Source organism: Nitrososphaerota archaeon (assembly GCA_016872055.1).
Lineage (GTDB): Archaea > Thermoproteota > Nitrososphaeria > Nitrososphaerales > Nitrosopumilaceae > Nitrosotenuis.
Genome location: VHBH01000004.1, coordinates 62484 through 84227, shown reverse-complemented (window position 1 = coordinate 84227; position 21744 = coordinate 62484). Strand labels below are relative to the sequence as shown.

Sequence of the window (21744 nt, the reverse complement as noted above, 5' to 3'; positions counted from 1 at the left end):
TGTCGCTTGGCGAGCCGACATAGCTTTTTAAAACCACCAAACTTTGGGTAACCAATGTCAGAAGTACAAGTCGACAAGTGGGGTATTGCTCACATCTATAGTAGCTATAACAACACCATAGTGCACATGACAGATCTTACAGGGGCAGAAACCGTGGCAATTAGCTCCGGCGGTGTTCATGTAACAGCTGACAGATATGAATCATCTCCATTTGCTGCAATGAAGTCATCAAACGCAGTAGTCGAGGCAGCAAGAGCAAAAGGCTTTACTGGCTTTCACATACGAGTGCGAGCAGTAGGCGGCGTAGGCTCTAGAGTCCCAGGACCTGGTGCACAAGCAGCCATTAGAGCACTAGCAAGAGGCGGATTCAAAATCGGTCGAATCGACGACGTTACACCAATTCCTCATGACACCACACGAAAGAAGGGTGGAAAGAGAGGAAGAAGAGTTTAGTCATCAATCATCTTTACTTTAGTTTTACAGCCTTTGGCTACAAAATAATCCGCAATAAAAAAAGTAAATTTTTCATCAGGCCTGCCCTTGTATTTTCTGATCATATCATCGAATTTTTGGTTTATTGCCTCTTGCAAGCTTGGCTTTATCCAGAGTCGAAAAAATGTCCAGCCAAATCTCGATGTTGGCTCGCCAAACACAAAGTCATTTGGTAGACCAAACTTTGAGGCCATGTCTGCTAACGCGTTGTTAATCAGGCGCTTGTCTTCTAAAAAATCAGTCGAGCTTACTTCAAATATTTTCATTTTCAACTGTTTTGCTTAGCTTATCTGATAGCGAGACAAATTTTCCATCTTGCTCAATGTTGATCTTGGTTTGCATTCGCACGTGGATTCCAACTGATCTGAATAATGCCAATAGTTGTCCGCCGTCGATTTCTTCGTTAATTTCTCCAGTCTGGAACAATTGTCCTATCCTGTTAATTACCATTTTTGCCTCGTTTGGAAATTGGGATTCAGCATTTTGCAATACCTCCATTCCCCTATATCCAAGATGAGAAATCACAATTTCTCTAAATGATGGAGGGGCTGCATCCTGTGTCTTTTCTTGTTTTTGAGACTGAGAAACAATGTTTTTTTTCATCTCTGCTAAGCGCCTTGCCTTGAGTGCTTCTAGTTCTCTGTCTTCGCTCAACCCTTTATCACGCCAATTGGGACTAGCTTTGCCACCTTGGTTGCGATTCCTAACTCATGTGATACGTTTACTACTGCATCCACGTCTTTGTATGCCTCCGGTGTCTCTTCTACTACTCCATCCCTAGTCAACGATTTTATGAAAATTCCTTTATCACTTAGTGATTTTTTTACCTGTTCCTCTGTAAAGTCACGCCTTGCCTTTGAGCGTGACATCATTCGTCCTGCACCGTGTGCAGTTGAGCCAAAGCTTAGGTTCATTGAATTTGGCTTGCCAAGCAAAATCCAGCTTCCAGTACCCATGGAACCTGGAATCAAAACAGGTTGGCCCAAGTTTCTGTACTTTGATGGGATTTCGTCCCTGTTTGCTGGAAATGCTCGCGTTGCACCTTTGCGGTGAACAACTACTGATTTTTCTTTGCCGTCGATTTTGTGTTTTTCAACCTTAGCAATATTGTGTGCGACATCATATACTAGTTTCATGTCTAAGTCTGCCTCTGTACTCTTGAAGACTCGCTCAAATGATTTTCTAGTCCAGTGACTCAGCACCTGCCTGTTGCTCCAAGCAAAATTTATTGCGGCAAACATTGCTTTTCGATATGATTCTCCTTCCTCTGATGTGTTTGGTACGCATGCGAGCTCTCTGTCTGGCAGTTCGATGTTGTATTTTCGCAGAGCTTGCTCTGATACCCGTAGGTAGTCAGAGCAAATCTGGTGTCCAAATCCCCTAGAACCACAATGAATCAAAACTGTAACGTTTCCTTCTTGGATCCCCATTCTTTTTGCTGCCTCTTCGTCATAGACTTTTTCTATTTTTTGGACTTCGAGGAAATGGTTACCAGAGCCAAGACTTCCTAGCTGCGGCGCACCTCGCTTTCTTGCAGTGTTTGATACTTTGTTTGGATCTGCATTTTTAATTTGGCCATTTTCTTCGCAGACATCTGCATCGTCTTTGGTTCCGTAGCCGTTATCAATTGCCCAGTTCACGCCGCGAACCAGAACCTCGTCCAATTGAGAATAGTTTAGTTTTATTGCACCTTCGGTTCCAACACCAGAAGGAATTGAATTGAAAAGGTCTGTCACCAGCTCTTTCAGTTTTGGTCTAACCTCTTTTTCTGATAAATTCGTTCTTAGTAATCTGACACCACAGTTGATATCATAGCCTACACCACCAGGACTGATCATTCCCTCTTCTGCATCCATTGCTGCAACACCACCTACCGGAAATCCATATCCCTCGTGTCCATCTGGCAGAACTACTGCACTGCCTAGGATTCCAGGCAGAGTTGCCACATTAATTGCCTGAGATAGAGTCCTATCAGCCATCATTTTTGCAATCAGTCCTTCGTCTGCGTAAATTGTGACTGGAACCTTCATGCCCTTACTGGAATCTGCATCTATTTGGTATACGTTATCTCGAATTTTTTTTGGCGTAATACCGGACATATCGATCAAGATATTTAATTGCAATTTAAATCATAAGTAGATTTATTTTAATACGATTCCAAAATGGATTATTGCCTATTTTACCAATTGACGGCGGCCGATATGGCACAAAAGAGATGCTTGCTGTCTTTGATGATCAAAAAAAAATAGACTATCAGTTGCAAATCGAGGGAGCAGCTGCAATTTCACAGGGAGAAATTGGTATCATTCCAAAAAAATCTGCCCAAAATATTTTTGCTGCATCAAAATCCGGCAAAATTCATGCCAAGCGGGTAAAACAACTGGAAGCAAAATCAGATCACGATACTGCCGCTCTGGTAGAGGCACTAAGTGAGAAATGTCAAAATGGCGCAAGACCATGGGTTCACTATGGCCTAACAAGCAATGACTTGGTAGATACCAGCACATCAATGCAGATGAGAGATGCACTAGCAATCATAGAGCCCAAAGTGGCAAGACTTGGTTTACTTTTGGCAAAAAGAGCAACAGACTACAGAGAGGTTCCAGCCGTTGGACGAACACATGGCCAACACGCAAGCATCATTTCATTTGGATTAAAATTTGCAAACTGGGCATCCGAAATGGCAAAACATGTTGAGCGAATTGAAGAGATTAAAAAGCGAGTCCTGTTGTGCAAGACACTTGGCGTAGTAGGCACAGGCTCACTAATGGGTGCAAAGGCAATAGAGGTTCAAAGTCGAGTCTCAAAAAGACTAGGACTGTTCCCAGCAGAAGTCACAACACAGATCATACCGCGCGAGAGATACGCAGAATATGTTTTTCAGCTTGCTCTAATTGGAAGCACACTAGAAAAAATCTCAATAGAGATTAGGAATCTACAAAGAACTGAAATCGCCGAAGTCTCAGAGCATTTCAAGGAGGGTCAGATGGGAAGTAGTGCAGTACCAGTCAAGAGAAACCCAATCAAAAGTGAGCGAATTTCATCACTATCAAAGTTATTGCGCAGCCAGATGAGCGCATCATTTGAAAATATACCCCTATGGCATGAGCGAGACCTCTCAAACTCGGCAAACGAGAGATTCACAATTCCAATGTGTTCGATTTTGCTTGATGAAATGTTAGAAACGATGCTCAGAATCATTGAAAAGTTACGAGTAAACACGGAAAGAATTGAGCAAAACCTGTATGTCACCAAAGGGCAAATCTTTGCAGAATTTGTCTTGGAGGCGTTGATCAAAAAGGGGATTCCGAGATTTGTTGCATACCGAGATGTCCAGCGAGTCGCATTTGAAGCCCACGACAAGGGAATCGATTACTCCGATGCTATCAAAAACGATAAAGCCATTTCATCGAAACTATCTGAAAGCGAAATAGATCAAATATTTACACCACAAAGTCACTTGGGTGCAGCACCTGAAATAATCACAAACGTAAACAACACAGTAAATAAAATCTGCAAAAAATTCATCTAGACTTTAACAGTGTCTTGTGAATCAAAGAGCCATATTGTAATGCCTTTTTTCTTGCATTTGCAGATAACTCTGGAACGCCTACATGAATTGCCAATTTTCGTATAATATGTTTTCTTTGCAAATCATTTTCGTCTGTAATTTTCTGATCAACTGGAATATTCTTTGCAAATTTGATAAAATCCTCAGATAGTAGTGGTTGGACTATTTTGACACCAAACTCGGAGCAGACCTGGTTTATTGCCATCATCATCTTGATTTCATTAACTAGTTTGGCATCCATTAGAGCACTTACTGCTTCATTTCCTTGTTTTATTGCATCTCTGTACCCACTATAACCACAAAACAGCTCATCAATTCCATTTGCAGTTACCACCTCATCTAACCCAAGACTTTGTGCAAGCTTGGACACATGATAAAACGCGATGCTGTTTTCATTCCAAGAAAGATTGTCAGTGTTTATTGCGGTGTTAATTTTTTTAGAAATGAACTCAAACTCGTCGGGATTTATCTCCAAGACATGATGTGGTAATTTGAGAAATTCGTTTACCTTTTTTGCAAATTTAATGTCATGTGAATCAGCAAATCCTATTGTCAATAGTGTGACATCGTAATTCATTGTGTCGCACAGTTTGGCGATCAAGGTGCTATCAACTCCACCAGAAAAAGCAACCCCAATTTTTTTAGATGATATTGTTTGCGTTATTGCGGATTTGATTTTTTTTAATAACTCATCAAGTTTCATGTTTTTGCGATCATAGCCCCATACAAAGAAGTTACTATTTGGTAAAGACTATTATTCAATCATAGAACAATATCATAATGAGGCCAATGTCACTATCTGATGAACAAATCAAAATCGAACTTGAATCATTGAATGGTTGGACAATTAAAAACGGCAAACTGCACAAAGACTTTGTATTTTCTGATTTTGTCGAAGCATTTTCGTTTATGACCAAGGTTGCCTTGCACGCAGAAAAGATGAATCACCATCCAGAATGGTTCAATGTGTATAACAGAATCACAATAGACCTAATGACTCATGACGCTGGGGGCATTACACAAAATGATGTAGAGCTTGCCAAGTTCATCGAGTCTGCGATGTAGGCTCAGCTAGCTCTATTGAATATATAGGCATAAAACCGAGGAAATTTACGAATGACACTTGACAACTCTACAATATTGGATGCAGATTTTAGATACATTGACAAAAACGGCACACTGCTAAAATCAAGAACAGAGCTGTCCATTGCACAGATGCTCTCCTTTTTGGGAACATCATACGAGTACCAGCACAAGATGAGATTGTCAAGCGGAAAAACAGTTCAGGTTAATTTCAAAACAAGTGACGATAAATTAATCGTGGTAATTGATTCAGAATCCGACATTGCAAAATACAAGGAGATAAAATCTGAAAACCACACTATCATGGCAATTGGTCATCCCCAGCTTGCTGCAAAGCTCAAAGAGCTAGAAGAAATTGTATTCTATGACACCAAGGATGCCCAGTCAGGATCTATCTTCATTGATGATCCATCGTTTGCGTTTGACTATGCGCATATTTTGCCATTAGTGGAAAAATGTTCCCTTTTGCACGGACATACCTCAAATGTACTGGTGGAATTAGTAGGAGATATGAAAAATAATTTGCTAATAGATTTTGGTGAGGCGAAGAGAATCATCAAGCAAGTAATTGGAATTTTGGATCACAAGTTCTTTATCCACAGAAAATATGTCAAATCAGAAGACCAATCACATTATAGAATATCATTTGAGGGACCAAAGGGAATGTTTGACATGCAAGTACCAAAAAATACCACCTTTCTCTTGGAAGGCGAAGCTACAGTTGAAACTCTCTCTACTGAGATAATCAAGCTTCTAGTGCCCAAGCTACCAAAGAACATTGAAGCGGTGGGCGTATACATTTACGAAGGATACAACAAGGGCGCACATCTGATTTCCAAGATTTCCAAGTACTAGTCATGGAACCAAAAATCAAAGAAACTGCATGGAATCCAGAGCTTGAAGCAAAGATCCTAAAACAGTGGGTAGACTCTGGCCTGTACGATTTTGTGCCTGAAAACAAGAACTTTGTCATAGACACACCTCCTCCATATCCGTCAGGCAGGCCTTGGCACATTGGGGCTGCAGCTCACTATTCCCAGATAGACATGGTAGCTAGAACTGCGCGAATGAACGGCAATCATGTGTATTTTCCAATAGGCATAGACAGAAATGGACTGCCAGTGGAACTGTACACAGAAAAAAAGCACAACATTCGAATGCAGGAAACAGAGCGAAGCAAATTCCTAGAATTATGCAAAAGTTCTCTAGACGACTTAGAAGCCGAAATGCTACAGATTATGAAGAGCCTAGGACTCTCTGGAAATTTTGCAAACTATTACAGAACCGATTCTGAAGAATATAGAATCTTAACACAATCAACGTTTATTGAATTATGGAATCGTGGAACAGTCTACAAGGCAACTCGCCCAAACAACTACGACTGGGTTTCTGGCACCACGATTGCAGATGCAGAAATCCAATATCAAGACATTCCAACCAAGCTAGTATATATGAAATTCAAAATCAAAGATTCAGATAGAGAAATCATCATAGCTAGTACCAGACCGGAACTGCTATGTGCATGTCAGACAGTAATAGTAAATCCAGATGACTCAAGATACCAAGATGTTGTTGACAAAAAAATCATCGTTCCAGTAATAAACAGAGAAGTCACAATTAGGACGCATCACTCTGCACAGAAGGAATTTGGTTCCGGCGCTGTCATGGTCTGTTCATATGGTGACCAAAACGACGTTGCTCTATTTCGAGAAATGAAACTAGAAGAAATTGTTGCAATTGGTATGAACGGCTTGATGACAGAATCTGCAGGGAAATATGCAGGCCTCAAAGTCAAGCAGGCAAGAAACCAGATAATCGAAGACTTGCAAAATGCCAGCCTAGTTGAGAAAATCGAGGAAATTACTCACAGAACGCCGGTTTCTGAGCGCAGTAAAATTCCAATTGAAATCATACCCATGGAGGAATATTACGTAAAACAGATTGACGTTATAGAAAAAATTCGCGAAATTGGACAGAAAATCAAATTTTATCCAGACATGCACAAACAAATCCTGATGAACTGGCTAGACTCCATATCAATTGACTGGCCTATATCCAGAAGACGATATTATGGAACAGAAATCCCAATCTGGTACTGCAAGGCCTGCTCGGATCCACATGTACCAACTCCCGGAAAATACTACAAACCATGGTTAGATCCTGCACCATTTGAGCAGTGCAAAAAATGTGGAGCTAAAGAATTTGTTGGCGAAACTAGAACATTTGATACTTGGATGGACTCATCAGTCTCACCATTATTCATCTCAAAGTACAACAAGGATTCAGAATTTTTTAAAAAGACCTATCCAGCAACTCTACGACCGCAGGCTAAAGATATTGTTCGAACCTGGTTGTACTATACAATATTGCGATGCGATCAGCTCACAGGTTCCAGTCCATGGTCTGAGGCCTGGATAATGGGATATGGTCTGGATGAGAAAGGAATGAAAATGTCAAAGAGTAAAGGCAATGCAGTAGACCCACTACCAATAATTGAAAAATTTGGCGCAGATACTTTTCGATTTTGGAGTGCATCAGAGATCAATCACGGTTATGACTTTAGGTGCTCTGAGCAGAAAATAGAGGCAACAAAAAAATTCCTATCCAAGCTTTGGAATGTATCTCGGTTCATTTCTAGCTATGATATAATAGAAAAGGCAGAACCAACTGCTACAGATAAGTGGATCCTATCAGAATTGGACCGAGTCATTGTAGAATGCCAAAAAGGCTACTCTGAATACAACTTTTTTGTGCCTGCAATAGCAATTCGTGAATTCACCTGGAATCTGTTTGCAGCTCACTATATCGAGATGGTAAAGGCGCGTGCATACGGTGAAGGTTTTACAGAGGCAGAAAAAAATGCGGCAATTTACACATTACACAGGGTTTTATCCACAATACTGCTCTTGCTTGCACCAATTTCTCCATTTATCACGGATCATCTCTGGCAGGAACTATACTCTAATGAAACAATTCACAGACAAAAGCGTCCAAAGCCAGAAGGCTTTCTAGACATGAGTCAGTACACAAAAGAAATTGAGGAATTCAATTCCAAGGTCTGGAATGAAAAGAAATCAAAAGGGTTATCACTAAAAGATTCCATATCAAAAGAGATTCAAGAGTCGCTTAAAATATTTGCAAAGGATTTAATTCCAATGCATAGAATTCAGTAAAGATTACAGACATTATTTGTTTTACAATTATTTCCTAGACAACAGTGCAAAAATTCCACCCAGTGCATACGATATCGCAATCAGTATTCTAGATAAAAATACTGCAAACGGTTGATTATGCAAAAATATTGTTTGATCAATTTGTACTGCAGCTGGAATAAAAGCCAACGATACAGCACCTACCATCAATTGCTCGTTATTTGTCACTCCACTGAATTTTCGCATAAGGATGTATGTGGAAAGATTTCCAAGTCCTATCCCAAACAATATCAGGTACTGAATTAATGATGGAAAAATACCAATTAGTGCAAAAGGCAAAGCCCAGCATAATCCATTTACTGCTTTGACTGGTGTGGACCAGCTAACGCTGTTTTTCATTCGCTGTCTAATCATCATCAGTTTTGCTCTAGATTTTGCAAAATACGCACCAAATGGAATACCAAATGAGGTAGTCCATACAATGGCATACCAAAACACAGGATAGTTCTCCAGTGAAATTATCAAGCTAAGTGTGGATGCGACAGATACTGCCGCGGACACCAAAACAAATAGAATTCCAAATGCTCTTCTTATGTGTAACAGCTGATCATCCAATGATGCACTACAAAATCCAGAATAATATTATCGATGAGGTTATTTTTTGTTGTTTTGCGGTTTAGGTTTTGGAATATTTTGCTGCTTTGGTTTTTGGTTGTTTTGTTTGGGTTTTTGGTTTTGTGGTTTATGGTTGTTATTTTGTGGCTTTATCATTGATACAAAGTATCGGTGCCATGAAACGTCACCGGTCAGCTCCGGATGAAATGCAACACCCAAAATATTTCCTTGTTTTACCGCAACCACTTTTTCATTATACTTTGAGATTGTCTGAACGTCCTTGCCAATTCCTTCAATTGATGGTGCCCGAATAAACACGCCGTGGGATTTTGGTATTCCTATTGGCTGTGCAGAGATTTCTGTCTCAAATGAGTCGCGTTGTCGTCCAAACGAGTTTCTCTCCACTCGCACATCCAGTAATTCCAATAGCGGTTGATCCATTTTTCCAACAATTCTATCTTCGGCATGTTTGGATAACAAAATCAGGCCTGCGCATATTCCAAATACAGGCATTCCTTTTTGGATTTTGTCCTTGATTGTCTTTATTGCCCCGTTGACTAGTGTCATTTGTCCCATCATGGTGCTCTCGCCCCCTGGCAATATCAACGCGTCCAGCTTTGAAATCTCTAATGATGTCTTTACCTGTCGCACGATACCTTTGATTCCTGCTCGTCCTAGAGCTGCTCGAGTTGCCGCAATATTTTCTGCAACATCTCCTTGAATTCCCAAAACGCCAACATTTACGCTCATGCCGTACTACCACGCTCTTGCATTCGCATTTCGAGATTTTTGACATCAAGTCCCAGGATTGATTGTCGCTCATCTATCATTCTCTGGGCCTCTTTGACCTTGTCTGCATCTTCCCAAAATGTAGTTGCAAGTACAATTGCTAACGCTCGCTCTTTGGCATCTTCCGCTTTAAATATACCAGAGCCAACAAAGATTCCGTCACATCCCAGTGACATAAGATAGGCAGCATCTGCTGGTGTTGCAATTCCGCCTGCTGCAAAATTCACAACTGGTAATCTGCCAACACGTGCAGTTTGTTCCACCAGATCATATGATACTTTGAATTCTCTTGCAATTCTGACCAGATCCTGGTGATCCCCAGAGTCATAAACTGATTTGATTAATCGTAATTCGTCATTTACTTTTTTGATATGTGTTACTGCTTCTGCAACATTTCCAGTTCCAGGCTCTCCCTTGGTCCTAATCATTGCGGCACCTTCCTCTATTCTCCGCAATGCCTCTGCCAAGGATCTTGCACCATTGACAAACGGAGTTGTAAAGTCCCATTTCCAGATGTGATGAGTTTCGTCAGCTGGTGTTAGCACTTCGGATTCATCAATCATGTCCACGTTTGTCTCTTCTAGTACACGAGCTTCATACACATGACCTATTCTGCACTTTGCCATGACGGGTATTGTCACTGCGTCCATTATTTCCTCTATTACTCGTATGCTTGCAGTTCTTGCAACTCCTCCTGCCTTTCGCACATCGGACGGAAGTTTGTCTAAAACCATTACAGAGACGGCTCCAGCTTCTTCTGCTATTTGGGCCTGCTCTACTGTTGTGACATCCATGACTACACCATTTTTGAGCATGTGTGCAAATCCGCGTTTGAGTGTGGATGTTCCACGTACTCTGGAAGATGCACCTACTCGCTCACTCACTTTACCCTTTGCGCTTGGTAGGTCACCGGATAGTGGAATCATAAAGACATTAGCTAATTTTGCTTATTTATAGGAATAGGGAAATGTGCAATATAATTACCACTAAAGTTTTGCGTGCGCAGATCACTAGCAATTGTCTACGATTCACGCAGAGGTTCCGTTTTACTTGTGGGCTTTTAACACATGTTTGTGACATGTAATTCGCGACATAATATTTTAGGCAAAATGTCCGTAAAGAAAATAATGGCAAAACAAAAGCCTATTGAATATGACAGGGATGATTTTAGAAGATGAAATCAGAGTGTTAGAAATACGCATGTTGGAAAGATGATAGGGTGTAGTTGATTGTGGTCAGTTCTTTTCTACATAATCAATGAGCTGTTCAAGTTCTAGCTCCAACCTTGATATCAGTGGTGGAACAAATGTTGATGTGGTATTTTGTTCTGCCCACTGGATATGTTTTGTTTTGCCGTTTAGCGTTACTTTGAGTGAGAATTTTGTAAATTCGGTTTGAGATTCATCTGCAGAAATGTTGTCAATCGGTAATTGCATAAAGCCAGTCTCTTTTATCAGCGCAGTGATTTTGGTCACATTTCCCTTTGGTAAGATCATGGTCTTCTCCACTGGCGCAACATCTGGTACATTCAGAGTATACTTTAATGCGCCATCATCAGATATGGTCAGGATTTCGGATTTTTGTGGCGCAAGCCTGTCAGTTACCCCAAGTGAGATTTTTTTGAGATCATACTTTATCAGCTCTATGTTGATTTTATCGTCAGCGTTTGCAGCAGTAAACGGAATTTGTGGGTTCATAATCATTGGGATTGCGATCAAAATGGCAAAGATCACTGGAATCAACGCACCTATTATGAGAATGGGTTTTGCCATTACACATTGAATCTTTGATTTTATAATAAATCTAATTTTTTGACGGCACCAGATAGAATAAATCCAAGTCTGGATTTGTTTAATTCGTGGGGTCGTAGCCCAGCCTGGTAAGGCGACTATGATTGACAAAGTCATCGCTAGAGGCTCCAGAAGTAATACAATCCAAACTGATTTCACAAGATGATGTGAGTTTGGAGCTGCAGTGACCTGTAGATCGCCGGTTCAACTCCGGTCGGCCCCACGTTATCTTGATTTATTTCGTAAAACGTTTAGCGCAGAGCCTTGTCTGAACCATTCAATCTGCGAAGAGTTGAATGTGTGGGATAGGTAAATCTCTTCTTTCTTTCCATCTACGTGTGTTATTATACATCGTACTGGTTTTTCCTGCTCTATCTTGCCCAAGTCGACAAGACTAAGTCGGTCTGTTTCCTGGATTTTGTCATAATCGGTAGGATTTGAAAATGTCAATGCGAGTAGTCCTTGTTTTTTGAGATTTGTCTCGTGGATTCTTGCAAATGATTTTGCTATTACTGCTCCACATCCCAAAAACCTTGGAGTCAGTGCCGCATGTTCTCTACTACTTCCTTCCCCATAGTTGGTATCTCCAATTATTACCCACTTCAGGCCCTTTGACTTGTATTTTCTTGCAATGCTTGGAAAAGACTCTACGATATTATCCAGTGTGTTTTTGCCCTTGCCTACATCACCAGAAAAAGCATTTACCGCCCCCAAAAGGAGGTTGTCACTCAGCTTGTCCAGGTGTCCCCGATATGATAGCCAGGCGCCAGCAGGTGAAATGTGATCAGTGGTACACTTCCCCTTTGCCTTGACCATTATTGGTAAGTCGATATAGTCATTACCGTCCCATGGAGTAAACGGCTCTAGTTTCTGCAGTCTTGAGCTGCTTGGATCAATTATCACACTAACGGAATCTGGGTTTTGCGATGGCGAAACATAGACGTCCACTCCAGTCTTGAATCCATCCTTAGGAACATCGGGTGCGATCTCTGGTGGCGCCAGCTTGAATTTTGTTCCGTCTTGTGCCGTTAACTCGTCATTAATTGGGTTAAACGACAGTCTCCCGCCAAGTGATAGTGCAATTATCAGCTCAGGACTTCCAATGAAATTCATAGTGTTTCGTTTTCCGTCATTTCGTCCAGGGAAATTTCGGTTAAACGAAGTGATTATAGTATTTGGGTTATCGTTTTTGAGCTCAGGTCTACTCCACTGACCGATGCATGGACCACATGCGTTTGCCAACACAGTTGCACCGATGTCATCTAGCATTTGCATTTGCCCGTCTCGCTCTATTGTTGCTCTGACTTGCTCAGAGCCAGGTGTCACTAATAATGGAATCTTTGACTTAACCCCTTTTTGTTTTGCCTGCTTTGCAACGGATGCTGCACGTGACATGTCTTCATATGATGAATTTGTACAGCTACCAATTAGCGCAACGGAAATGTCATCGACATAATTGTTCTTTTTTACATCCTCTGCCAGTTTTGAGATAGGCCTTGCCAAGTCAGGCGTGTGTGGACCAACAATGTGCGGCTCTAGTTTTGAGAGATCAATCATTATCACCTTGTCAAAATATTTCGTAGGATTTTTCACCACGTCTTCATCCTCCGTCAGAATATCCTTGTGCTGATTTGCAATATCTGCAAGCTGTCCTCGGCCGGTGGCTCTTAGATAGTTTGCCATCTTTTCATCATATTCAAAGATAGAACAGGTAGCGCCAATTTCTGCACCCATGTTTGTTATGGTTGCTTTTCCTGTGCAGCTGATTGTCTTGGCTCCTGGGCCGAAATATTCGATAATTGCATTAGTTCCGCCAGATACCGTTAGCTGGCCTGCAACATAGAGTATGATGTCTTTTGGTGCAGTCCATCCACTCATCTGTCCCGTAAGGTATACCCCTATTCTTTTTGGGTATAGCAACTCCCATGGCATTCCCGCCATCACTTCTGCTGCATCCATTCCGCCAACTCCAACTGCCACCATTCCAAGGCCTCCAGCGTTTGGTGTGTGTGAGTCGGTCCCAATCATCATTCCTCCCGGAAACGCATAGTTTTCCAGCACCACTTGGTGTATGATACCGGCACCCGGCTTCCAGAATCCCGCACCATATTTTTTGGAAGCAGATTCCAAAAACGTGTAAACCTCATTATTTTCATAAATCGCAAGCTTGGTGTCTTCCTTTGCACCCACCCTTGCCTGGATCAGGTGATCACAGTGGACTGTGGTTGGCAGGGCGACTTGCTTTAGTCCTGCCTGCATGAATTCTAGCATCACGGTTTGCCCCGTAACGTCTTGCAGTGCTACTCTGTCAGGTCTCAAAAAGACGTAGCTCTTTCCTCGCTCCGGCTCTTTTCCGCCAAATTCCGCCAAGTGTCCTACAAGGATTTTTTCAGAGAGTGTAAGTGGGCGATTGACAACATTTCTAAATTTGGAAATGTTTTGTTCTAGTTTTTCATAGACATCAGTTACGAGTTTTTGTGTCGTCTCTATTTCCACGAATTAATAATTCCCTACCAATTAGTTATAAATCGTATCAGGCTTTTTTGTTTGAAAATTTAGTTATTCCCAACAGTTATAAGCAAAAAGCAGCTTTACCATAAGGTACGGGGTATGATTCATTGTATTATTTCTAAGGGAGGTCATATGCATGGTCAATAAAGGATTCCCAAGCTTCGGCATGTCACAAGCAGGCTCGTACATTGCCGCACTGAAAAACTACAATCTGCCTGATTTTATATTGAAAAAAATTGCCAAAGAATGCGGTTCAAATCTTTTAGAGCGAGGTCGTCTTGATGACAGACTTCAAAGCATGAACGACACTGCCCTTGTCATGTTGCATAGAATTTTTATCGACTGTGAAAGTGATGATGCCGGTAAGTTTGCCGACTTTAGATTTTACGCATATGTAGCAAGCATGTACCATAAATGCGATATTTTGATCAACGAAACAATTCCTGGCACCTCTGGCAAAAATCACAAGGTTCCAGTCGCAGTCAAAAATAACGGCATGTACATTGCAGTCGCATTCAACAAGTCAACCGGAACCCCGGTCCAAAAAAGAGAGGCAATCAAGTTTTACGGCATAGTAGATGATGTCAAAAAGGGCGATCATGGAACAATGCTGACCGATGCAATCTTTGGCACTTCAGTCGGCTTCAAGGGCGATTCCCTAGTCGAGTTAGAAAGGCTCAGCAAGTCAAGAAAGTCAGACGCTGAAAACAGGCTAGAAATCAAGACTGCAAACTTTGAGAACAGAATCTATTCTGTGACCAAGTGCAGCTAGATCCACTGTACGTTTTTACTCTCATAGTATTTTGTCTTGGCACGTGAGTGTCTTGGCCTTACATGCAAGACGGATTTGCAGCACGGGCATTTTATCTCCTGGATTTTCATGTAAACGTCGCATATTCCGCATCTTTTCTGCCCGTTGTATTTTAGCGAGAACTCACCCAGGTATTCCTTGTATTTTGTCTTGCAATATCCCCTGCAAACCAGCATAATATTATTTCAAATCTGGACGGATTAAAACAGCGGGTGATTATATTATGACCGAAGCTCGGATGCATCAAGTGTCATAAAATATGGCTGCGATGTGTTGCGCTCAAAGTTTTTTCCGTATTGCTCAAATGCGAGATCCTTGAAGAGATGCTTTGACCAGACATCATGGACCATTTCGTATTGATTTTTAAATTTTTTTTGGCGCAACAATTCGTGTGCTAATTCATGCGACACTACCGTGCAGTTTTTCTGACACGTCAGCAAAAGCTCGTCTTCTTTAGGCTTGACCCACAATACCATTGCAAAGTTTTCTGCATAGTACCCTTCGCACGTGCAGTCAGTCCACATCGGCCTAAAGTTTGCCAAGTAGAAATGAAATGTGTCGTGGTCGCGAGACTTGTGGTCTTCTACTAATACTGCAGTGTCCAGTCTTCGAATCAGGCTCTGTTTTGGAACTATCATCTGGTCGCATTTTACATCATAATCCAAAGAAAATGTGTCTTTGATCCATTTTTTGTAAAATTGAGCCATCTGCTGAATGTACTCAAATTCCTTGGTCCGTGACTCTAAGTCTTCCTTGGTAACCATGAATATGAAATGTAAAAGCATGACACAAGAAAAAGAGGTAAGTGTTTAAGACTGACCCTCAATACCCATTAGGGTTAATGTAGATCGGATTTTCTCTATTTTTCGAATCTTCCAAGTAATGGTCTCACGTAACGCCTCTACTGTTGGGGATTCGATTTTGGCTAAGATGTCATATGCGCCAAAAGTGCCGTGAACCTCTTTTACACCATCAAGTGACTTTAATTGCTTGATAATGGCTTCTTCTGAACCTAGTTCACAGTTTATCAAAACGTATGCTGTTGCCATAACTAAAGTATACACCGCGGCATATATCAATAAACCTATTGCCAGTTTCTATTTTTGTGAAATTTTCAGTATTTCACTCCAGATCTGAGTAGGGACTGGCATTGTAGAGAGCCTTGATATTCGCAACAGCTCCCAATCTTTGAATTTCGGATTTGTCTTGATCTGTGCAAGCGTTACTGGGTTTTCCAGTCGCTTTTTGAATTTTACATCAACTACAACAAATCTCGGATTTTTTTCTTTCGGGTTTGGATATGGATTGGATATTATTTCCATGATGCCAACAATTTGTTTTTCGTCTCCACTGTGATAGAAAAACGCTTGATCACCTTTTTTCATCGAATTGATGTGCTTTATTGCTAGGTTGTTGTGGACACCGTCCCAGGTTGTGGTCTTTTCCTTTTGGAGCAAGTCCATGTTGTATGTGGACGGTTCTTGCTTGCACAGCCAGTAATTCATAATATGAGTAGATTTGCAAATCTAATATTTTTTGCTAGGATAATGTACCCCGGCACTGACTCACACGTTCTCACAGGTCTTTAGCCTATTTCCTCAAACATGCTCTGTGACCGGGGTAGCCCCATGTCGCATACCTGGGTGGACCCAGAAATCATGTTTAAGCATCATATCATTCTAGTCCGTCTGTATGCCTTTGTTAGGGCAAAATCCGTAGCAATTCTCTCAAATATTAAGTCAGGTATAGAAAAAAGGAAAGACTAGATGCATAAAAAATAGAGTAAGAAGTAGGAATGCTTGGAAAAAACTGTGCGAGATCTTAAATTCCCTCGAGTATTTTTTGGTAATTATAAGACTTTGTTGTTCACCAGACAGTCAGGCAAGGATGGGCTAACAATATACTTGCAGAATCTCAAAGACTATTGTGGTAAACGTAATCGATGCCGAAATAATCGCAATTACCAGTAATAGTAGCAATACTTCTGAAAATTTGGTACTTATTTTTGTCATTGGCAAAAAAACTATTTTTAATAAAATCACTTGCGCAGTTTTTTTACTGGTAAATCATTAGTGAAATTTATCTAGTAAAATCTCGTCTTTGTATATCTTAGATGAGAAAGTCACTAAGTATTATTTCAAATCCACTTACTGGTACGCGTATTTTGAAGTTCTCCATAACTTGAGAATCTATCTCACCCACCAAACCAATTTTTTTGCCGTTTACCAAAATCTCGGCAGTTTTGCCTTTTTCAAACATTGGATCTTGTGCAGTTTTAGTTTTGCATTCAATGTTGGAATCGGTCTTTAGTAGAGATTGCAACACGGACTTGATTTCAGTATAGCCAGAGTCCTTGTGTGCAGTAACACATGCAAATGAAATAGATTCTGTGATTGAGGAGTTTCCGGAAAAAACAATTCCCGTTTCAAATAGTTTTTGTGGATATTGCTCGTGAATGTTTTTTGAAAGGTTTTCCAATAGTCCCGGTAGGATAGAGTCACGCAATACGGTGTGCTCTTGGCTTTTTGATTCTGCAACCTCGATTAGCTTTGCAGAGTCACGCTTGGTGTTATTGTATAGTATTTGCTTGCTTGTAAGAGACGAGTTTAATGCCTCAGCAAAGCCTAGGCCTATCATAATCTGTCCAAGCTGGTCAAGCTTGAGCGTTGTCTCACTTTTTTGTCCAACTGAAACAGATGACGGAAGTGTTGGGGAAAGATTTTGAATTCCATATCCAAGTCCCACTTCTTCTACCAGATCCATTGGGCCAAAAATATCAAAGCGATATCTTGGAATTGTGCAAGAGATTTTTTTGTTCCTAACTACTGCATCTAATCTGCATTTTCGCAACATATTACAGATTTGAGCCGAAGACAGATTCAATCCAAGGATTTGATTGACCAGAGTAGATTCAAGTGAGATGATTCTTGTTTTTAGCGACTCGGCAGAGCTTTTCTTGTCGGTTTTCACATCGTACAAAGTAAAGCCCAGTCCCTGCAATGCAGATGCGATCACAGACAGTGTGTCAGATACTGCACTGGGATCATTTCCGGTTACTTCCACAAGTATGTTCGTAGTAGATGTAGTTACTGTGGTCAATGCAGAGTTGATTATTGGTGGAAAGGAGATGGTGTTTTGCTGTGCATCTAGAATCATCGGAACACCAGAAGCACTCCCAAGTATTGCGGAGTATTCCTTGCCAGCATCCATGGTATCGAGGATCTGCGATACAGAAACTTCCTTGTCTGCAGCAAGCGGCACAAACTTGTGAACTCTGGATTTGACTGTGTACAATAAAGGAAGTTTTACGGCGTCAAGGTTGTGTATCCCAATTGATGCCTTTTTGCGCCTTCTTCCAATGCCAAAGTGAAGGTCTTCTTGTAGCGCAATTAGCTGTCGAATGATTTCATCGTCTAGCTTTCCCCCCTTTGCAATCAATCCTAAAACATATGGTCGGATCTTTTTTACTGCAGGATCTGTCCTGATGGAATAGTTTCTGTCAGCTTTTTTGACTACTAGCTTGGCAATTCCTTTTTTGATTCCAAGTAGTCCCTGAAGTCCGGTCGCAATTCCAACATCTGTTGCATAATCCGGCCTGTTTGGGCTGTATTCTACGCGAATGTATTTGTCAGTTTGCTCTTCTATGTCTAGGCCCAAAAACGGCAGCGAATCAATTATCCTGTTTTTGCTTGTCTTGCCTACGAGTTTTTGCAGCCTTGATAGATATAGTGTGACTACTGGCATTTTGGAGTGCTCCTCAGCCAGTTTAGGTTGTTGTTGTAAAATTCTCGAACATCATCCAGTCCATACTTTAGCATTGCAATTCTCTCAATTCCTCCACCCCACGCCAAAACCGGGCGAGTAATTCCAAATGGTCTAGTCACCTCAGGTCGGAATATTCCCATGCCAAACAGCTCAATCCACTTGTCTAGCTTTTCATTGTATACCATTGTCTGCAATGACGGTTCGGTGTACGGGAAAAATGTGGGCCAAAACTTTATTTTGTTGAGGCCTAGCTTTTTGTAAAATTGTGTTTGGATTCCCATCAGGTCTCGTAGCGAGACATTTTTTCCAACCACGATTCCTTCTACTTGATTAAATTCCACCAGATGCTTGTAGCTGACCTTTTCGTTTCTGAATACACGACCCAATGAAAACACTCGGGCTTCGGTAGGCTTGTTCTCTGCAAGATATTTTATGGTGACGCATGTGGTATGGGTTCGCAAAACCATTTTTCGTGCAGCATCCAGATTCCATGGATATTTCCATCCCTTTTTGTGGTAGGTAGAGACCGAGTTTATCTGGGCTTGGGTTGCAAAGTTTTGTGCACGCTTGTCTTTGATGTAAAATGTATCTTGCATTTCCCTAGCAGGATGGTCCTGCGGTGTGAATAATGCATCAAAGTTCCAAAATCCAGGCTGTGCCAGATTGCCTGCAATTTCTGTAAAGCCAAGACTGACAAAGATTTCGCGAATTTCACCAATTGTATCTTTGAGTGGGTGAGTTTTTGCTGCATGAATCATAGGAACGTCCGCTTCAACGTCGATTGCGCCAGAGTCAGCTGCATCAACGTCAATTGACTTTGCCTCCTCCGATAACGAAATTGTCTTGGTTTTGACAGACTCTATTACTATATAGTCAGGTCTTTTTTTGAGTGATTCCAGCGCGGCTGAATCTTTGATCTGGTCTTGTGTGATTTTGCCTTCACCTATTACCGAAAGGATTTTCTCTTCGCTTGTCTGGTTCGGATTTGTCTTTAGCGAAACAATACTTCCAGAATCGTTTTTAGTTATTGTGATCCAGTCGTTTTTTTTGGCATTTGCAATTGCCACATTCATCTCATCTAGCAATTTTTTTCGCAGATCATCAAACGGTACAGGTGCACCAGAAATGAGATTTACCAGTTTTCTTTCTGGCAAACCTTCCTTGTTTGCCCCAAGTCCATTTTTGCCCAAAGCAAAAAACAATTGTTCTGATTCTTGCACCACTGCCAAATTCTTGAGCCGAAGCCATTCTATTCCGCGCCTTGTCTGGTCTGCAGAAAGTTTGGTTTTTTCCATGATTTGCGATTCTGTGAGATTTTTTTCAGCTTGTAATAATTTGATTATTGTTTTCTCAATGGGATGGAGAACTTGAGACAACAGCAAAACGACCCGAAAAGACTTTTTAAACCTTAACCTAACTTGACCATGGATGCCTTCTGATGATTTCATTGTTACTCCCTGGCACGTAGAAGGAGAAATCGACTATGATAAGCTCATCAAACAGTTTGGTACAGAAAAGATCACGCAGGAAATTCTAAAAAAAATCGAATCCGTGACCGGCGAGCTTCACTTTATGCTCAGACGGGGCGTTTTCTTCTCGCACCGAGACCTATCACGAATTCTCTCAGATTATCAAAAGGGAGAAAAGTTCTTTTTGTATACGGGACGAGGTCCTTCCGGCCACACCCATATCGGGCATCTCGTCCCATGGGTTTTCACAAAGTGGTTGCAGGAAAAATTTGACACGAACCTATACTTTCAGCTAACAGATGATGAAAAATTCTTTGCAAAGCAAGACCTAACACTTGAGCAGACAAGCAAGTTTGCCTATGAAAACGCGTTGGATTTTATCGCACTTGGATTCAAGCCAGAAAAAACAAAGATAATCATCAACACAAGAAACATCAAAACTCTATATCCGATTGCATCTCAAGTTGCAAAAAAGATCAACTTTTCCAACACCAAGGCAGTCTTTGGCTTTACAAACGAGACAAATGTGGGCATGATATTTTACACATCACTACAGTCAGCCCCGTGCTTTATTGAGGACAGGCCTGTTTTGATTCCACTTGGAGTGGACCAAGACCCGCACTTTAGAATTACACGCGATGTTGCACCACGAATAGGCAAAGAAAAACCTGCACTAATCCACAATATTATGATCCCAGCCCTCTCGGGGCCTGGCGGAAAAATGTCCGCATCCGAAGAATCCGGCACAATATACACGACTGATACCCCAGAGCAAATCAAGAAAAAGATAAACAAGTATGCATTTTCCGGTGGCCAGTCAACAGTAGAAGAGCACCGCAAAATTGGTGGAAATCCAGATATTGATGTATCATATCAATATCTGAGAATCTTTTTTGAGCCAGACGATAAAAAACTAAAGACAATCTATGATGACTACAAGTCAGGCAAAATGCTCACAGGTGAGCTAAAAGCAATCCTAATTGAAAAAGTGACCGACTTTCTAGTTTCACATCAACAAAGAAGAGAAAAAGCCAAAGAGCAGATCGACAAATTCCTTCTAGAAGACAAATGAAGACTTGGATAATCTGTCAGGACAAACACGAAGCAGCAAAGCTTGCTAGTCTTATTTTCATCAAGGATGGGAAAGAGACATTCATCTCATCAATTCTAAATGTTTACGACAATGAAGTGATAATTGCACTAAAGGACAAGTCCGCACATTCGATTGTCCTAAAGGACACAGTCCAGGTAGACATTTTTGTGGATTTTATCCAGTCTGTTTTGGATAACGTAAATCAGATAACAGACACCAAGACCACCACAGAAACAGTAGAGATCACAAAGGGCTAGACTAGTGACTTGTCCATTTCATTGGATAGTGTCTCTTCTACTTTGAGAAAGTAAAATTTTGTGGATGTAGGCATTTTGTGCAGGTTGTTGTCCACTGCCATCATAAAATATCGAACAGCTCTTTTTGATATATCTAAGTTAAACTTCATTGGTAAGATAGGATCCTGCTTTACGTTGATTTTATCCACGAGCCAGGACGGCGCCATTTCCTTTGCTTCTTTGATTACCACGCCATACCAAAACGTCAGGCTTTCTGGATGAAGTCCTTCCTGCAGTCCCGTAACATCGTTTTTGAGCTTTTTTGACATGTGGTTAATCAGAGTCAAGCATGGAATTCTTGAAAATT

General features: G+C 41.2%; 24 protein-coding genes. 8 read left to right on the top strand and 16 right to left on the bottom strand.

What is annotated here, in order from left to right; genetic code table 11:
* Positions 1–54: 54 nt before the first annotated feature.
* Positions 55–453, top strand: coding sequence for a 30S ribosomal protein S11 (locus FJ354_04600; GenBank protein ID MBM3905944.1), 399 nt, complete (start codon positions 55–57; stop codon positions 451–453).
* Here FJ354_04600 and FJ354_04595 read toward each other — a convergent pair.
* The 3 genes from FJ354_04595 to FJ354_04585 are packed head-to-tail and all read right to left on the bottom strand — an operon-like array spanning position 450 to position 2591.
* Positions 450–758 (bottom strand): hypothetical protein, encoded by a 309-nt coding sequence (locus tag FJ354_04595; GenBank protein MBM3905943.1) that lies wholly within the window; start codon positions 756–758, stop codon positions 450–452. The two genes, FJ354_04600 and FJ354_04595, sit on opposite strands and share 4 nt — an antisense overlap.
* The gene (locus FJ354_04590) at positions 745–1146 is read right to left on the bottom strand and encodes a double-stranded DNA-binding protein (GenBank protein MBM3905942.1); all 402 of its coding nucleotides are present in this window, start codon (positions 1144–1146) and stop codon (positions 745–747) included. Before FJ354_04590 ends, FJ354_04595 begins: the two co-directional genes overlap by 14 nt.
* Entirely contained in the window at positions 1143–2591 is a 1449-nt protein-coding gene (locus FJ354_04585) for an RtcB family protein (GenBank protein ID MBM3905941.1), read from the bottom strand. The genes FJ354_04590 and FJ354_04585 overlap by 4 nt, the downstream gene beginning before the upstream one ends.
* Positions 2592–2662: 71 nt before the next feature.
* On the opposite strand from FJ354_04585, the gene purB reads away from it, so the two are divergent.
* On the top strand, positions 2663–4024 hold the full coding sequence (purB, locus tag FJ354_04580; protein ID MBM3905940.1) for an adenylosuccinate lyase: 1362 nt from the start codon (positions 2663–2665) through the stop codon (positions 4022–4024).
* On the opposite strand, the gene FJ354_04575 is transcribed toward purB, so the two are convergent.
* Positions 4017–4766 carry an asparagine synthase gene (locus FJ354_04575; protein MBM3905939.1) on the bottom strand — a complete coding sequence of 250 codons (750 nt, stop codon included), beginning with the start codon at positions 4764–4766 and terminating at the stop codon, positions 4017–4019. The genes purB and FJ354_04575 overlap by 8 nt on opposite strands.
* Positions 4767–4852: 86 nt before the next feature.
* Here FJ354_04575 and FJ354_04570 point away from each other — a divergent pair, with 86 nt between their 5' ends.
* The 3 genes from FJ354_04570 to FJ354_04560 are packed head-to-tail and all read left to right on the top strand — an operon-like array spanning position 4853 to position 8319.
* On the top strand, positions 4853–5128 hold the full coding sequence (locus FJ354_04570) for a 4a-hydroxytetrahydrobiopterin dehydratase (GenBank protein MBM3905938.1): 276 nt from the start codon (positions 4853–4855) through the stop codon (positions 5126–5128).
* Positions 5129–5179: 51 nt separating this feature from the next.
* Positions 5180–6001 carry a 6-pyruvoyl tetrahydropterin synthase gene (locus tag FJ354_04565; GenBank protein ID MBM3905937.1) on the top strand — a complete coding sequence of 274 codons (822 nt, stop codon included), beginning with the start codon at positions 5180–5182 and terminating at the stop codon, positions 5999–6001.
* Between the two features lie 2 nt (positions 6002–6003).
* Positions 6004–8319 carry a valine--tRNA ligase gene (locus FJ354_04560; protein ID MBM3905936.1) on the top strand — a complete coding sequence of 772 codons (2316 nt, stop codon included), beginning with the start codon at positions 6004–6006 and terminating at the stop codon, positions 8317–8319.
* A gap of 27 nt (positions 8320–8346) precedes the next feature.
* Here FJ354_04560 and FJ354_04555 read toward each other — a convergent pair whose 3' ends face one another.
* The 5 genes from FJ354_04555 to FJ354_04535 all read right to left on the bottom strand — a co-directional run bounded on the left by FJ354_04555 (position 8347) and on the right by FJ354_04535 (position 13988).
* The gene (locus tag FJ354_04555; protein MBM3905935.1) at positions 8347–8913 is read right to left on the bottom strand and encodes a hypothetical protein; all 567 of its coding nucleotides are present in this window, start codon (positions 8911–8913) and stop codon (positions 8347–8349) included.
* A 39-nt stretch (positions 8914–8952) separates the two neighbouring features.
* Positions 8953–9663, bottom strand: a complete 711-nt coding sequence (gene pdxT / locus FJ354_04550; GenBank protein MBM3905934.1) for a pyridoxal 5'-phosphate synthase glutaminase subunit PdxT — start codon at positions 9661–9663, stop codon at positions 8953–8955.
* Positions 9660–10628 carry a pyridoxal 5'-phosphate synthase lyase subunit PdxS gene (pdxS, locus tag FJ354_04545; protein ID MBM3905933.1) on the bottom strand — a complete coding sequence of 323 codons (969 nt, stop codon included), beginning with the start codon at positions 10626–10628 and terminating at the stop codon, positions 9660–9662. Before pdxS ends, pdxT begins: the two co-directional genes overlap by 4 nt.
* Positions 10629–10937: 309 nt before the next feature.
* A complete protein-coding gene (locus FJ354_04540) occupies positions 10938–11474 on the bottom strand; it encodes a hypothetical protein (GenBank protein MBM3905932.1) in 537 nt (178 codons plus the stop codon).
* 243 nt (positions 11475–11717) lie between these two features.
* Positions 11718–13988, bottom strand: a complete 2271-nt coding sequence (locus FJ354_04535; protein MBM3905931.1) for an aconitate hydratase — start codon at positions 13986–13988, stop codon at positions 11718–11720.
* Between the two features lie 151 nt (positions 13989–14139).
* On the opposite strand from FJ354_04535, the gene FJ354_04530 reads away from it, so the two are divergent.
* Positions 14140–14775: a hypothetical protein gene (locus FJ354_04530; GenBank protein ID MBM3905930.1), complete on the top strand. Its 636-nt coding sequence runs from the start codon at positions 14140–14142 to the stop codon at positions 14773–14775.
* Here the strand turns inward: FJ354_04530 and FJ354_04525 are convergent.
* From FJ354_04525 to FJ354_04500, 6 genes are all read right to left on the bottom strand, one after another.
* Complete coding sequence (locus FJ354_04525; protein MBM3905929.1) at positions 14772–14990, bottom strand: hypothetical protein; 219 nt, start codon at positions 14988–14990, stop codon at positions 14772–14774. The two genes, FJ354_04530 and FJ354_04525, sit on opposite strands and share 4 nt — an antisense overlap.
* 45 nt (positions 14991–15035) lie before the next feature.
* Complete coding sequence (locus FJ354_04520) at positions 15036–15599, bottom strand: hypothetical protein (GenBank protein ID MBM3905928.1); 564 nt, start codon at positions 15597–15599, stop codon at positions 15036–15038.
* Positions 15600–15623: 24 nt separating this feature from the next.
* Positions 15624–15863 carry an Lrp/AsnC family transcriptional regulator gene (locus tag FJ354_04515; protein ID MBM3905927.1) on the bottom strand — a complete coding sequence of 80 codons (240 nt, stop codon included), beginning with the start codon at positions 15861–15863 and terminating at the stop codon, positions 15624–15626.
* 48 nt (positions 15864–15911) lie between these two features.
* Positions 15912–16322: an EVE domain-containing protein gene (locus tag FJ354_04510; protein ID MBM3905926.1), complete on the bottom strand. Its 411-nt coding sequence runs from the start codon at positions 16320–16322 to the stop codon at positions 15912–15914.
* A 601-nt stretch (positions 16323–16923) separates the two neighbouring features.
* Positions 16924–18558, bottom strand: a complete 1635-nt coding sequence (locus FJ354_04505; GenBank protein ID MBM3905925.1) for a phenylalanine--tRNA ligase subunit beta — start codon at positions 18556–18558, stop codon at positions 16924–16926.
* On the bottom strand, positions 18549–19955 hold the full coding sequence (locus FJ354_04500) for a phenylalanine--tRNA ligase subunit alpha (protein ID MBM3905924.1): 1407 nt from the start codon (positions 19953–19955) through the stop codon (positions 18549–18551). Before FJ354_04500 ends, FJ354_04505 begins: the two co-directional genes overlap by 10 nt.
* A 52-nt stretch (positions 19956–20007) precedes the next feature.
* On the opposite strand from FJ354_04500, the gene FJ354_04495 reads away from it, so the two are divergent.
* Positions 20008–21120 carry a tryptophan--tRNA ligase gene (locus FJ354_04495; GenBank protein MBM3905923.1) on the top strand — a complete coding sequence of 371 codons (1113 nt, stop codon included), beginning with the start codon at positions 20008–20010 and terminating at the stop codon, positions 21118–21120.
* A complete protein-coding gene (locus tag FJ354_04490; protein ID MBM3905922.1) occupies positions 21117–21398 on the top strand; it encodes a hypothetical protein in 282 nt (93 codons plus the stop codon). Before FJ354_04495 ends, FJ354_04490 begins: the two co-directional genes overlap by 4 nt.
* Here the strand turns inward: FJ354_04490 and FJ354_04485 are convergent.
* Entirely contained in the window at positions 21395–21724 is a 330-nt protein-coding gene (locus FJ354_04485; protein MBM3905921.1) for a hypothetical protein, read from the bottom strand. The two genes, FJ354_04490 and FJ354_04485, sit on opposite strands and share 4 nt — an antisense overlap.
* Positions 21725–21744: the final 20 nt, after the last annotated feature.